The following is a 13,547-nucleotide window of genomic DNA, read 5'->3' on the forward strand; positions in this document are numbered from 1 at the left end:
CCGGGACGTCCGCCAACAGAATAGACCAACTGAGCGTGCGAGCGGCATGGCGATAAGCTCATCCAATCGAAGCCGATGCTCGTGACATCGATAAAGTGAGTGCCCGCCGCCCAGGGTATTGGGGCTCTTCGCGGTTCGCCGGACGGCGTATTTGGCCGCTGACCTTCTATGATGCCTGGTGGTGGCTGGTGTAGCCGTGGGTCGGGGTAGAGAACGAGGCCGCCGCCCGCGAGGCGCTGCCACCCGCGGCGCTGGCCGTCGGCCCGTTCCACGTCGTCCATCTGGCCAACAGGGCCGTCAGCGACGTCCGCCGCCGCGTCACCTACGCCCGCCCCACCCGGCCACTCCCAGTCACCACCAACCCAGCAGCAACCGTAATCGGCTAACTACAGATTCCGGCCAACCACGAGGAGTCAGTATTGTTATGAGAATGTCACGTAGGTCGTCAGGGAGAGGGCCGGCGGCGGTGTGGGCGCGGTCGGTCAGATCGTGGCCCTGCCGGTGGGCGGGAGAGCCAACCGCCAATGGAATGGAGTCGCCTATGAGGCGCTCTCACCTCGCCTACTTTGCGTCCTACAACGATCGGAACGCTGATGGCGTCGATGCCGCCCGAGCTGGGCAAGGGCCGGCGGCACGTGGTGCTGGTGATCTGCTGCTCGAGCCTGTTCATTGTCGCGCTGGACGCGACGATCCTCAACGTCGCCCTGCCGTCGATCAGGAACGACCTCCATGCCGCCGACTCCGGGCTGCAGTGGACGATTGACGCCTACGGCCTGGTGCTGGCAAGCCTGCTGCTCTTCTCCGGCTCGATGGGCGACCGGTTCGGGCGCAGGCGCGTGTTCCAGACCGGGCTGACGCTGTTCTCCTTCGGGTCGCTGCTATGTAGCCTGGCACCTGGGCTTGGCTGGTTGATCGCGTTCCGGATGATCCAGGCGGTCGGCGGGTCGATGCTCAACCCGGTCGCGCTGGCGATCATCACCAACACCTTCACCGAGCCCCGGGAGCGGGTGCGCGCGATCGGCATGTGGGGCGGGGTGATCGGCCTGAGCATGGCACTGGGACCGGTTCTCGGCGGCCTGCTGGTCGACACGGTCGGCTGGCGGTCGATCTTCTGGATCAACGTGCCGATCGGCATCGTCGCGATGGTGCTCACCGGCCGGTACGTGCCCGAGTCGAGGGCGCCGCGGGCCCGGCGGTTCGACCCGGCGGGCCAGGCGCTCGTCGCCGTCACCCTCGGCACCCTCGCTTACGCAATCATCGAGGCGCCGGCCGCCGGCTGGGCGGCCCCCCGGACGATCGTCATGTTCATCGTCGCCGCCCTTGCCCTGACCGGGCTCGTCGTGTGCGAGACGCGGCGCCAGGACGCCCTGCTGGATGTGCGGTTCTTCCGCAGCGATCCGTTTGCCGGTGCCACCGTCATCGCGCTCTGCGCCTTCGCGGCGTTAGGCAGCTTCCTCTTCCTGAACACGCTCTATCTGCAGGTCGTGCGCGGCTACTCGGCACTGCACGCCGGCCTGCTGACGCTACCGATGGCGGCCCTCGCGGCGGTGACGCCGCCGATTTCCGGCCGGCTCGTGGCCAGCCACGGGCCGCGGCCATCGTTGATCACCGCCGGGATGGCGTTGCAGGCCAGCGGCGTCCTGCTATCCCTCCTGGGGACGCAGACCAGCCTGGCGCCGGTCATCTGCGCCTACGTACTCTTCGGCGTCGGGTTTGGGATGGTCAACGCACCGACCACGAATATCGCGGTGTCCGGGATGCCGGTCGCCCAAGCCGGCGTCGCGGCAGCGGTCTCCGGTACCAGCCGGCAGATCGGCATGGCGCTCGGCGTCGCGATCTTCGGCTCGGTAGCCGCGCATCACGTTGCGGGCCGTCCTGGCGTGACGACCATCGACCCGACCAGCGCGCCCGCCTGGTGGATCATGGTTGGCTGTGGGCTCGCCATCGCCGTGCTTGACGTGCTCACCACCGGCCGGTGGGCGCGCGGCACGGCGGCCCGCACCGCGGTGCTCTTCACCCCCCAGCCAGCGATGCCGGAGGCCGAGGCGGTCGCGAGTGTCTCCGGCGGAGCGGGGCCGCCCTGACCGAGCGCGGTCCCAGCGGGGGGACGCGCGCAGGTGCGCGCGGGCACGCGACCAGCAAAGGCCAAACCACAGGTCAATCGGCTCTGTTGCATGCGGCCAAGGCGGGACCTGCGTGCTGGTACTTGGGCATGATCAGGTGATGGTTCGAGGTGCGGTCGCTCCGCCGCTGCCGGTGTCGGAGTTCGCGAGGTTCCGGTTCCCTCCCGGGGTGATCGTGCTGGCGGTCCGCCCGGAGATCGGTGTCGGCGCCTTGACTCGATGCGGCTGATCTTCTGCTGGCCTCGGTCATGGCGTCAGCGGTCTCTTCCTGAGCCTTGGCGTGCGACCGGTCAGGTCTGGGAAATCACCTGGTACCCCTCCGCGCCGGCACACCGGACCGGCCTTCGGCTATGTGCTGGACGGCGAGATGGTGTTCGAGCTCGAAGGTGAGCCGGCGCGTGCCGTCCGGGCCGGCGATCCGTTCTGGGAGCCGGGTGGCGACGTCATCCACTACCAGGACGGCAACAACCGCGACGACATCCCCGTGCGCTTCACCGTCACCATGCTCTGCGAACCGGGCAAACCGATGCTTTCGCTCGTGGACGAGGAGGAGCTCGTCCGGCGTAAGAACCGCCGAGCCTCGCGCACAAACTGACCGTGAGCTCAGCTAGACCGCCCCGTCGTACCCACATACTCGGACATTTCACCTCCGCGAAACCGGAAGGCCAAGAAGATGAAGATCGCTGTCATCGGTGGGACCGGGCTCATCGGATCGAAGGTGGTCCGGATCCTGAACGCGAGCGGGCACGAGGCAGTGCCGCACTCGCCGTCCACCGGCGTGGACCTGCTGCGCGGGCAGGGCCTGCCCGAGGCGATGGAGGGGGCCGATGTCGTCGTCAACCTGACGAACTCGCCGACCTTCGACGACGCCTCGCCCGCGTTCTTCCAGACGACCATGGACAACCTGCTCACAGCCGCCAAGGCCGCCGGCGTCAGCCACGCCGTCATCCTCTCGATCGTGGGCGCCGACCAGGTGCCGGGCCTGGTCTACTATCGCGCCAAGGTGCTGCAGGAGAACATCCTCAAGGCCGGCCCCGTGCCGTACTCGATCGTCCGCGCCACGCAGTTCTTCGAGTTCATCGACGCGGCGCTGTCTTGGACCACCGACGAGAACACCGTCCGCCTGCCCGCCACGCGCGTCCAACCCATCGCCGCGGTCGACGTCGCCCAGGCCGTGGCCGACGTCAGCGTGGGCACCCCGCTGCAGGGCACCCGCAACGTCGCCGGCCCCGAGGTCTTCGCGCTCGACGAACTGGACAAGATCACCCTCGCCGCCCACGGTGACCATCGCACCGTCGTCACCGACAACAGCGCCGGCATATTCGCCGCCGCCTCGGGCGACGCCCTCATCGCCACGGACGGCGCCGCCATCGCCAGGACCACCTACCGGGGGTGGCTCGCGCGCTGACTCGGCCAGGGTCCGCGCGACATCCGTCGCGCGGACCCCGTCAGGAATCCTCGTAGATTCAATGATGTGCCCGACCTCGACGGCGTCCTGGCGGCGGTGGGCCCGCGGCTACGCGCGCTGCGCCACCGGCGCGGGGTGACGCTGCCGCAGCTGTCCCAGGCCACCGGGATCTCGGTCAGCACCTTGTCCCGCCTGGAGTCCGGCCAGCGCCGGCTCACCCTGGAACTGCTGCTGCCGCTGGCACGCCCCCACCAGGTGCCGCTGGACGAGCTGGTCGGCACGCCAACCGCCGACCCGCGCATCCACCCCCGCCCGATCGAACGCAACGGCATGACGCTCATCCCGCTCACCCGCCGACCCGGCGAGCTGCAGGCCTACAAAATGACCATCCCGGCGCACTGGCCCGCCCGCGAACCGCAACGGCAGGCCCACGAGGGCTACGAATGGTTCTACGTCCTGTCCGGACGGCTGCGCCTGCAGCTCGGCGAGCACGACATCGTTTCCACCCCCGGCGAGGTCGCGGAGTTCGACACCCACGTCCCCCACGCCTTCAGCAACCCCACCCCGCGGCCCGCCGAAGCCCTCAGCCTGTTCGGCCCCCAGGGCGAACGCCTGCACGTCCGCGCCCACCCGGCAACAACAAGTGAGAGCAGCCGGTAGCAAGGGAAGGGAAACGACGCCAGCGGTAAGAAAGCCCCACCGACAGACCCGCGAGAACGGCCAACGAATAATGGTGGGCCTGCCTGGCGCAGGACGTTCTGCGCCAGGTCCGGGTGCCGGAGTTCCTCCGAATGTGGGACGTCAGGCCGTGCCGCGGCAACCAGTGCGCGGATAACGTGACTAGCGCCGGCAGCTGCAACACCATCGGGAGCGGAATGTGACACTTGTGCACGATAGACCGGCCGGGCACACGGGCCCGCCGGCGGGCGAGCTCCCGCCCGGGGTTGTGAAAACCCTGGCGCAGTACCTGCGGACGACGTCGCACAAGGACATCGCCCTGCTGTACTTCATGACCTCGCTGGTATTCTTCGCGTTCGCTGGAATCCTGGCGATGCTCATCCGGGCCGAGCTCACCCAGCCGGGTCTGCAGTACCTGTCGAACGAGCAGTACAATCAGGTTTTCACGATGCACGGCACGCTGATGCTGCTGATGTTCGCGACGCCGATCGCGTTTGCGTTCGCGAACTACCTGATCCCGCTGCAGATCGGCTCGCCTGACGTGGCCTTTCCACGGCTGAACGCGTTGTCGTTCTGGCTGTTCCTGTTCGGCAGCCTGACGGTCACCGCGGGCTTCCTTACGCCGAACGGCGCCGCCTCCTTCGGCTGGTTCGCCTATACGCCGCTGTCGAACGCCGCCTACTCGCCGGGCGTCGGCAGTGACCTGTGGGTGCTGGGTCTGACCGTCTCCGGTCTGGGTACCATCCTGGGCGCGGTCAACTTCATCACGACGATCCTTTGCCTGCGGGCGCCCGGCATGACGATGTTCCGGCTGCCGATCTTCTGCTGGAACCTGCTGGTGACCTCGATCCTGGTGCTGGTCGCCTTCCCGGTGCTCGCGGCCGCGCTACTCGCCCTGGAGTTCGACCGCCGGTTCGGCGCGCACATCTTCGACCCGGGTAACGGCGGCGCCGTCCTCTGGCAACACCTGTTCTGGTTCTTCGGGCATCCCGAGGTGTACATCATCGCCCTGCCCTTCTTCGGGATCATCACGGAGATCATCCCGGTGTTCTCCCGCAAGCCGTTGTTCGGCTACAAGGGACTGGTCTACGCGACCATCGGCATCGGGGCGCTGGCGATCGCTGTGTGGGCGCATCACATGTACGTCACCGGCGCGGCGCTGCTGCCGTTCTTCGCTTTCCTGACGTTCCTGATCGCGGTGCCCACCGGGGTCAAGTTCTTCAACTGGATCGGCACGATGTGGCGCGGACAGCTCACCTTCGAGGCGCCGATGTTGTTCGCCGTCGGCTTCCTGGTGACGTTCCTGTTCGGTGGTCTAACCGGTGTTCTGCTGGCCAGCCCGCCGATCGACTTCCACGTCTCGGACAGCTACTTCGTCGTCGGCCACTTCCACTACGTCGTCGCCGGCCTGTTGTTCGCCGGCTTCGGCGGGGTGTACTTTTGGTTCCCGAAGGTCACCGGCCGGATGTTGAACGAGCGGCTCGCGAAGGTGCACTTCTGGACGATGTTCTTCGGCTTCCACCTGACCTTCCTGGTGGATCACTGGCTCGGTGTCAAGGGCCTGCCGCGCAGATACGCCGACTACGGCCCGGACGACGGCTTCACCACGCTGAACACCATCGCCACCGCTGGCAGCTCCCTGCTTGCGCTGTCGACCCTGCCGCTGCTGTACAACCTGTGGTGGTCGTACCGGAAGGGTCGGGTCGTGACAGTGGACGACCCGTGGGGCTTCGGCAACTCGCTGGAATGGGCGACGTCCTGCCCACCACCGCGGCACAACTTCACCTCGCTGCCGCGGATCCGCTCCGAGCGGCCCGCCTTCGACCTGCACTACCCGCAGGCGGCCGGCGCGGTCGACTACCATGCCACCCCCGAGTTCACCCCGACCCGCGACACCCCGGAGCTGAATACCTGAGAACGCGGCTCACGTTGGCGGCTGAACCGGAACCGCCCCGGGCTGTTGAGAGCCCGGGGCGGTTCAGCCCTGACAGGCCCGGCCCTCATGGGTGGGTGCGGTTCACGGCGCTGCTGGCCGATGCGGCCCGCCGTGAGGTACGCCCACCGAGGTCGAGACCGCGCTCGCCGACCGGTCGGGCGATCGGCGTCCTGGGCGGGATGGGCGAGTCTGGGCGGGATGGGCGAGACCGCGCGGGGCTACGACTGACGGTTGTAATTTCGGCTAGCTCGTGTTGATTCCATGAGGGTCACCAACCCGCCTGACTCGCATGTACTGGAAGGTGACTGGGTGATGCGCCGCCCTGTACAGCCGGTATCGCTCATAGATGCGGTGGTCGAAAATCTTCGCGCCGAGCTGTTCAGTGGCAATATCGGCAGCAACCAGGCGCTGACCGAAGTAGGCGTCGCCACCCAGTACGATATCGCTCGCCCGACCGCGAAGGCGGCAATCGAGAAGCTGGTCGCGGCCGGTCTCCTTGTCCGCGGCAGTCACAAGGTCGCCCGGGTCCCCGAGCTCGGCCCGGACGACGTTCGCGACATCTACAACACGCGCTACTGCCTCGAGCGCGAGCCACTCCGGCTGCTCGCCGCGGCCCGCCGCGTTCCCGCGCAGGCCCGGATGGCCAATGATGAGATCAAGTCGGTGATCAACGGCCCTCAGATCGCGATCGTCGAGCCCGACATGCGGTTTCACCTCAGCCTCGTCGACTCGATGTCCAGCCCCCGCATCAGCGGCATGTACCACAAACTCGCCGGTGAAGTCCGGCTGTGCATGTCGCAGGTACAGGGCCGGGCGCTGCTGAGCGCGGAATCGATCTACGGCGAGCACGCTCGCCTGCTGGAGCTGATCGTGACCGGCGATCAGGACGCAGCAACGGTCTTACTCCACAAACACCTCTCCCGCGCGCGCGGGAGACTCGCGGGCGCTTTCGGCGCCGAACCGGGCCCGGAGGCGGGCTTCGAGTACGAAGCCGCGACGGCGCGCGGGTGACACGTTCGCTCGGACCGCGCATCCATCAAGGTCACGGGAAGTCGTCGACCGGCGTTCTCCAACACGTTCTCAGCCGGCACCGCCAGGATGGGCAGAATCACGGATCGGGCGAGTCGCGTACTCCAGCGTCTCAACAATGTGGACGTATTCGCGCCCCGTTGCGCGTGACATTCCGACCTCGCAGGTCCGGTTGGCCGACGCATGCACCTCGAAGGTGCGGGAGTTGACCTCACGTGCCTCGTTCAACGTCGCCGCCGCAGTCAGCTCGGGATGCAGGAGCCCGCGATCACCAGCGAACGCGCAGCAATTCCAGTCCAGCGGCACGACCACCTCGTCGCTGACCAGCTCGGCGAGTTCCCTGAGTAAAGTCGTGGTGCCCCGCCGCTCGGTCGAGCACGTAGGGTGCAGTACCAGGGACGCCACCCGGCGGGTCACCGAGAGGCGGCCCACGACCTCGGCGCGCACGAATTCGAGCGCGTCCACGAAACGAAGTGCCTCGTAGCCGCCGCCAAGCCGCTCCGCCTCGGCGCGAAGCTCCTCCAGACCTTCTGTGCACGACGCCGCGTCGCACACGACCGGCAGGCGGCCGCCGTCGGTCGCTGCGAGCAGCGCCGGCAGGACCTTGGCCCCGATGACCTCGTGGCCGCCCCTGAGACCCTTCGACTTCCACGGCATACCGCAACACATCGACGCAATGCCCTTGGGCACCCGTATCGCTACTCCGGCACGCGCGCACAGCGTCAGCATCGCGGGCATGACCCCGCCGCTGGACGACGACGAGCCGAACATGGCACCGACGCACGCCGGGAAGTACACGGCGCACGCCTCTGCGGCAGCCACGACCGCCCGGCGCCGGTACCCCCCGCGGGGCAGCGAGGCGTCATACTGGGGCATCCTGTCGGTGCCCAACGTTCTGCGGGCCAGGGAGGTCGCGGCTGTCGGCAACGCCGGCGGCAGTGCGGCGGCAGAAAGCGCCTTCCCAGCCAGTGCGGTGGTCGCCCCCCAGTGGCGGGCCGCCGAGCGCCACAGCGCGTCCTCGCCCTTGTTCACCCTCTCGGCGCGCAGCTCTCGCACGAGTGATCCGGTGTTGATCTGCACAGGGCAAGCGGTCTGGCACATACCGTCGACCGCGCAGGTGTCGACCGCGTCATAGCGGTAGGCCGCGGACAGCTCGTCGGCGAGCCCCTCGTCTCCCTCCCGCCGCGCGGCCTCACGCTCCCGCAGCAGGGCGATCCGCTGCCGAGGAGTCAGGGTCAGCGCCCGGCTCGGGCAGACCGGTTCGCAGTACCCGCACTCCACGCACATGTCCGCGCCGTAGCCGACCGTCGGCACATCCTTGAGATTGCGCAGATAGGAGCGAGGATCATCGGACAGCACGACCCCCGGGTTGAGGATTCCCGGCGGGTCGAACAGCCGCTTCACCTCCGTCATGACGTCATACAGTTCATCGCCGTACTGGCGACGGACATACCCCGCCATGATCCGGCCGGTGCCGTGCTCCGCCTTGAGCGTCCCCTTGGGGATGTAATGAAGTAACAAATACGTGATCGAGAGCATCATCGCAGGTCACAGGCCTGTGGAGGGTTCGAAACGCGCAAGTTATTTCATTTCGACTCCCTTGTGCTCGAGCACCAGCTCGACCATTTCCTCGGTGAACGCGTGGTAGCGTTCCAACCGCGCGGGATCCTGGAAGGTCTCAGTGAGCATGAAATGGATATTGCCGTCCTTGGCATGGCCGAAGATGACACTGTTCTGATAGCCGTGCGCGTCGAACAGCTTCGTGAGTTCCTGGCACGCTACCCGCAGGTGCGGCACCGGAACCGCCACATCCTCCAGCAACGCCGTGGTCCCCGCCTGGCGCGCTCCCGCGACGGCCGTGTAGAGACCCTTGCGCACGTGCCACAGGTCCTTTCGGCGCCGCGGGTCCGAGGTCAGCTCCAGGGGCGACTCGGTCTCGAGCCCATCGCACACGCCGCCGGCCCCGGACACCTTGTCGGCAAGCTCCTCGGTGGTCGCTGCCTGCAGCTCCACCAGGAACGCAACCTAGTCACGCACCTCCAGCGAGCCGATCTCAGCCGGTGTCGCGCCGAGGGTCTGCGCAACGGCAAGGGACCGAGCGTCCATCAGTTCGATCGTCGCGAACCCCACGTCGACCAGCTCGGGCAGCGCGGCGGTCGCGGTGGCGAGGTCACGAAACACCGCCAAGCCCGTCGAGGCGTGGGGAAAGAGCTCCACCATCCGGAACGTGGCCGAGGCGACGAACCCGAGCGTGCCTTCGCTACCGATCATCAGATGGGCCAGGATCTCGACGGGACGCTCGTAGTCGAGAAACGAGTTGAGACCGTAGCCCATCGTGTTCTTCATTGAGAACTGCCGACGCAGCGTCGCCACGGACGCCGGGTTGCGGCAGATCCGCTCACGGAGCCGCAACAAGCCCTCATACAGATCGGGTTCCAGCGCGCGCAGCCGTTCATCCGCGTCCGGCGCACCGGTGTCAATCACGGATCCGCTGGATAGCACCACGGTCATCGCCTCGAGCGTCTGGTAGGCGTTCTGCCCGGTACCGCAGGCCATTCCGCTGGAATTGTTGGCAATGACTCCACCCAGGGTGCAGGCGACCTCACTCGCGGGGTCGGGACCGAGCTTCCGCCCGTACGGACGCAGCCGCGCGTTCGCGGCACGGACGGTCACGCCAGGCTCGGCGCGCAGACGGTCACCACCGTCGAGCACCTCGGCCGACTGAAAACCGGGTCGCACGTCGACCAGGATCCCGTCGGTGACGCCCTGGCCGCTGAGGCTCGTCCCGCCCGAGCGGAACGTCAGGTACGAACCACTTCGCCGGCATCTCGCAAACAGCGCCGCCACATCGCCCACGCCGGCAACACGTTCCACTGCGGAAGGCACCAGGTGATAATGCGACGCATCCCGCGCCATCGCGTAGCGCAGGACCGGACGGCCTGCCACGGCCGCCGCGGCTCCCCGCTACCTCCGCTACCTCCGCGCCAGTGGGACGCCCTTCAAGACTCATCGCCCGTCCTCTCCAGACAAAGAAAGTCTGACAAGTATACATTCGCACACCCCGCGGCGCGTCACCTCGGCTGCCCTACGATGTCCCTGCCACCCAGCGTCACTGCCACCCAGGGCATCGAGCCCTGATCACGAGCCCGCGGCAGGCCCCGGCTTTCTCAAATCGAGACTGCCCGTGGCGGCTGTGACTGCTACGACCATGGGCGAGGTGCCGAGCGTGGGGGCCACCCGTCGCCGACGGTGTGAAAACAGTCGTTGGAGCTCGGTACCCCAGGCGGCCTGTCGCCCACAGCAAGAGCCATGAGCTCGGAAAGGGTTTATAATGATCTTTATCACCGCCAAGTTCCGGATCAAGCCGGAGCACGCCGACCAGTGGCCGGAGATCTCACGGGCGTTCACCGAGGCGACCCGCGCTGAGCCGGGCTGCAAATGGTTCGACTGGTCCCGCAACATTGAGAGCCCGACCGAGTACGTACTGGTCGAGGCATTCCAGGATGGCGACGCCGGAGCCGCGCACGTCCAGTCCGACCACTTCAAGGCCGCCCGGCAGACACTGCCGAAGTACCTCGCCGAGACGCCGCGCATCGTGAACACGGTTCTGGAGCAGGACGACTGGTCGGAGCTCGGCGAACTCGCTGTGTCCGACTGATCGGTCGGACCGCCGGCGACGACAGGCGGAGCCCCGGTCGGAAACCTCCGTGACGTCCAACCTGACGCCGCTATTCCCGTGGTCCGGCGTATCGGCATGAAGAAGAAGCCGGGTCGGCCGCCGACGTGGACATGCCGGCAGTTGATCGACGGGATTCGGTGGCGGACGCGGACCGGGGCGCCGTGGCGGGACGTTCCCGCCCGGTACGGGCACTGGCGCATGGTGTACGGACTGTTCCAGGACTGGCATCGGGACGGGCTCGCTCCAGCCCAGCGACAGTCACCCAATGTCATACTCGGGATGCATCTTCGAATCATGGCCTCCAGGGTGCTCTAGTCGACTCCACCCTGGGGGCCGTGGTTGCGGTCGTAGGCCGCGCGGGCCACGGCGATGTCGTCGCGGTGCCGTTCGGCCCACGATGTGAGCGTCCGCAGCGTGGCATACAGCTCCCGGGCCATATCGGTGGCCTGGTACTCGACCTTCGGCGGCACCGTGGGGTAGACGACCCGCGTCAGCAGCCCATCACGTTTCAGGTTACGCAGCGTGAGGGTGAGCATCCGCCGGCTGATGCCGCTGATCGACCGCTGCAGCTCGGTGAACCGGACCGGTCCGTCGCTGATCCGCAGCAGGATGCCGATGGCCCACTTGCCACTGATCCGGTTCAGCACCTCCAAGACGGTGCAGGCCTCGGCCTCGTGGTCGGGGGGGGTCGATCACATCGCTGTTCCCCTGGAACATGAAAGTGCCTCCTTCCGGCCGCTCCCACAGTCACACATGATGGCTTCCGTAACAAGACGTGCCCCATACGGCGGCTGGAACCGCGCCTGGCTGGCGGCCGCGACCGGCCCGCCGCCGCGGCCCCCGTCCGGCCTCCTCGACGTCAAGGAAGACTGTTGACCGACTCAACTCCCCCGGCCCCGCCCCCGGCGCTCCCGTCCCGCTGGCTCGCTCTCGGGGTGCTCTGCACCAGCAACCTGATGGTCATCCTGGACAGCTCGATCGTTACGGTCGCGCTGCCGACCATCCAGCAGGACCTCGGCTTCTCCCAGGCGAACCTGGCCTGGGTTGTGAACGGATACCTGATCGCCTTCGCCGGCCTGCTGCTGCTGTCCGGACGGCTGGGTGACCTGCTGGGCGGCCGGCCCGTCTTCATCGGGGGGCTCGGCCTGTTCACGGCGGCCTCGCTGGCCTGCAGCCTGGCCAACACCGGCGGCCTCCTGATCACGTTCCGCTTCCTGCAGGGCGCCGGGGGCGCGCTGGCCTCCGCGGTGGCACTCGGCATGATCGTCACGATCTTCCCCGACAGCCGGGAGCGGGCCAAGGCACTGGCCTGCTACGCCTTCGTCGCCGCGGCCGGCTCATCGATCGGGCTCATCCTCGGCGGCGTGCTGACCAAGGGTCTCAGCTGGCCGTGGGTCTTCTACGTCAACGTGCCGCTGGGTGTCCTCGCGGTGGTGCTCGCCCTGCAGGTGCTGCCCCCGATCGCCGGGCTCGGGCTGCGCGAGGGCGCGGACGTTCTCGGCGCCGGGCTGGTGACCGCCGGGCTGATGCTCGGCGTCTACACCGTCGTCCGGGGCGGGGCGGACGACTGGAGCAACGGCGGGACGCTGGGGCCGCTCGCCGCCTCGCTGCTCCTGCTCGCCGCCTTCGTGGGCCGCCAGGCCGCCGCGGCCAAACCACTGCTGCCGCTGCGCATCTTCCGCTCCCGCGCGGTCGGGGGAGCGAACATCATCCTGACCCTGATGGTGGCCGGCCTGTTCGGCTACCAGTTCTGCACCGCCCTGTACCTGCAGGACGTGCTCGGCTACGACGCGCTGCGCACCGGGCTGGCGTTTCTGCCGGCCCCGCTGACCATCGCGGCCGTCTCGCTGGGCCTCGCGTCGCCGCTGAGCACCCGGTTCGGCCCCAGGCCGGTGATCGTCGTCGGGCTGCTGCTGGTCGCCGCGGCGCTCCTACTGTTGGCCCGGGTACCGGCCGACGGCAGCTACGCGCGCGACATCGCCCCGGTGTTCGTCCTGCTGGGTATCGGTTTCGGCGCGGCGATGCCCGCCCTGATCGGCCAGGCGATGGCGGTCTCCGACCCCGCCGAGGCCGGCGTCGCCTCCGGGGTGGCCAACACCACCCAGCAGATCGGCGCCGCGCTCGGCACCGCGATCCTGGCCACCCTCGCCGCCTCCCGCACCGACTCGCTGCTCGACCGCGGCAGGAGCACCATCGCCGCCCTCACCGGCGGGTTCCACCTCGCCTACGCGGTGAGCGCGGCCCTGGTCGCCGCGGCCGTCCTCGTCACCCTGTTCGTCCTGCGCCCGCCCGGCCAGTCACGGGCCGCCGACAGCGCACGGGCCGCCGACGCCCACCCAGCCGAGACCGACGACCCGGCGCAGCCGGCGGGGGTGCCGGCCGCGGGACAGTAACCGCCGGGGCCAGCCGTCGGGGACGGAGTAGGCCGGGCGCCCTACCGCCGAGACGGTCCTGCCGCGTGTTCAGTTCTGCCGTGTGTCCGGGACTGAGGTGGGCCTCGTGTTGATCGCAGCCAGCGCAACCCGCACCCGCTCGGGTGGGGTGCGCGGCCCACGGGTCGCACCGCGCCTCGCTCGCCGGACTTCCGCCGGGTTCGCAGCACCGCGGACAGGGGCATGCTCCGGCTACGCCTGACGGCCACCCGATGCTTACCCCGACCCCGGTGAGGCGCCCATGCGGCAGCTAACCCCGCTT

The 13,547-nt window shown here is 68.3% G+C and carries 10 protein-coding genes and 4 pseudogenes; 10 read left to right on the forward strand and 4 right to left on the reverse strand.

Annotated features, from left to right (window positions below):
* Positions 1-230: 230 nt before the first annotated feature.
* From ACY45C_RS11900 to ACY45C_RS11930, 7 genes and pseudogenes are all read left to right on the forward strand, one after another.
* Positions 231-386: pseudogene (locus tag ACY45C_RS11900) on the forward strand (transposase); the annotation flags it as partial.
* Between the two features lie 207 nt (positions 387-593).
* On the forward strand, positions 594-2,084 hold the full coding sequence (locus tag ACY45C_RS11905) for an MFS transporter (RefSeq protein ID WP_462187681.1): 1,491 nt from the start codon (positions 594-596) through the stop codon (positions 2,082-2,084).
* A 346-nt stretch (positions 2,085-2,430) separates the two neighbouring features.
* Positions 2,431-2,718: pseudogene (locus ACY45C_RS11910) on the forward strand (cupin domain-containing protein); the annotation flags it as partial.
* Positions 2,719-2,796: 78 nt separating this feature from the next.
* On the forward strand, positions 2,797-3,531 hold the full coding sequence (locus ACY45C_RS11915; protein ID WP_462187683.1) for an SDR family oxidoreductase: 735 nt from the start codon (positions 2,797-2,799) through the stop codon (positions 3,529-3,531).
* Positions 3,532-3,597: 66 nt separating this feature from the next.
* Positions 3,598-4,191, forward strand: a complete 594-nt coding sequence (locus tag ACY45C_RS11920; protein ID WP_462187684.1) for a helix-turn-helix domain-containing protein — start codon at positions 3,598-3,600, stop codon at positions 4,189-4,191.
* A 217-nt stretch (positions 4,192-4,408) separates the two neighbouring features.
* Positions 4,409-6,124 (forward strand): aa3-type cytochrome oxidase subunit I, encoded by a 1,716-nt coding sequence (ctaD, locus tag ACY45C_RS11925; RefSeq protein ID WP_462187685.1) that lies wholly within the window; start codon positions 4,409-4,411, stop codon positions 6,122-6,124.
* Positions 6,125-6,457: 333 nt separating this feature from the next.
* Entirely contained in the window at positions 6,458-7,156 is a 699-nt protein-coding gene (locus ACY45C_RS11930) for a GntR family transcriptional regulator (protein ID WP_462187692.1), read from the forward strand.
* A gap of 69 nt (positions 7,157-7,225) precedes the next feature.
* On the opposite strand, the gene ACY45C_RS11935 is transcribed toward ACY45C_RS11930, so the two are convergent.
* From ACY45C_RS11935 to ACY45C_RS11945, 3 genes and pseudogenes are all read right to left on the reverse strand, one after another.
* Entirely contained in the window at positions 7,226-8,587 is a 1,362-nt protein-coding gene (locus ACY45C_RS11935; RefSeq protein WP_462187693.1) for a (Fe-S)-binding protein, read from the reverse strand.
* 6 nt (positions 8,588-8,593) lie between these two features.
* A pseudogene (locus ACY45C_RS11940) lies at positions 8,594-9,187 on the reverse strand (FAD-linked oxidase C-terminal domain-containing protein); the annotation flags it as partial.
* A 12-nt stretch (positions 9,188-9,199) separates the two neighbouring features.
* The gene (locus tag ACY45C_RS11945) at positions 9,200-10,060 is read right to left on the reverse strand and encodes an FAD-binding oxidoreductase (protein WP_462187686.1); all 861 of its coding nucleotides are present in this window, start codon (positions 10,058-10,060) and stop codon (positions 9,200-9,202) included.
* Between the two features lie 445 nt (positions 10,061-10,505).
* Here ACY45C_RS11945 and ACY45C_RS11950 point away from each other — a divergent pair, with 445 nt between their 5' ends.
* Both ACY45C_RS11950 and ACY45C_RS11955 read left to right on the forward strand, forming a co-directional pair.
* The gene (locus tag ACY45C_RS11950; RefSeq protein ID WP_462187687.1) at positions 10,506-10,832 is read left to right on the forward strand and encodes a putative quinol monooxygenase; all 327 of its coding nucleotides are present in this window, start codon (positions 10,506-10,508) and stop codon (positions 10,830-10,832) included.
* Between the two features lie 96 nt (positions 10,833-10,928).
* Positions 10,929-11,090 (forward strand): annotated as a pseudogene (locus ACY45C_RS11955) (transposase); the annotation flags it as partial.
* A gap of 74 nt (positions 11,091-11,164) precedes the next feature.
* On the opposite strand, the gene ACY45C_RS11960 reads toward ACY45C_RS11955, so the two are convergent.
* On the reverse strand, positions 11,165-11,506 hold the full coding sequence (locus ACY45C_RS11960) for a winged helix-turn-helix transcriptional regulator (RefSeq protein ID WP_462187688.1): 342 nt from the start codon (positions 11,504-11,506) through the stop codon (positions 11,165-11,167).
* Positions 11,507-11,809: 303 nt separating this feature from the next.
* Between ACY45C_RS11960 and ACY45C_RS11965 the strand changes: the two genes are divergently transcribed.
* Positions 11,810-13,246: a DHA2 family efflux MFS transporter permease subunit gene (locus ACY45C_RS11965; RefSeq protein WP_462187695.1), complete on the forward strand. Its 1,437-nt coding sequence runs from the start codon at positions 11,810-11,812 to the stop codon at positions 13,244-13,246.
* Positions 13,247-13,547: the final 301 nt, after the last annotated feature.

It is taken from the genome of Frankia sp. CcWB2 (assembly GCF_977927585.1).

Excerpts from the sequence above, each read along its gene's own strand:
- ACY45C_RS11905 (WP_462187681.1), top strand. The coding sequence starts at position 594 with ATGGCGTCGATGCCGCCCGAGCTGGGCAAGGGCCGGCGGCACGTGGTG.
- ACY45C_RS11915 (WP_462187683.1), top strand. The coding sequence starts at position 2,797 with ATGAAGATCGCTGTCATCGGTGGGACCGGGCTCATCGGATCGAAGGTG.
- ACY45C_RS11930 (WP_462187692.1), top strand. The coding sequence starts at position 6,458 with ATGCGCCGCCCTGTACAGCCGGTATCGCTCATAGATGCGGTGGTCGAA.
- ACY45C_RS11935 (WP_462187693.1), bottom strand. The coding sequence starts at position 8,587 with ATGACGGAGGTGAAGCGGCTGTTCGACCCGCCGGGAATCCTCAACCCG.
- ACY45C_RS11950 (WP_462187687.1), top strand. The coding sequence starts at position 10,506 with ATGATCTTTATCACCGCCAAGTTCCGGATCAAGCCGGAGCACGCCGAC.
- ACY45C_RS11965 (WP_462187695.1), top strand. The coding sequence starts at position 11,810 with ATGGTCATCCTGGACAGCTCGATCGTTACGGTCGCGCTGCCGACCATC.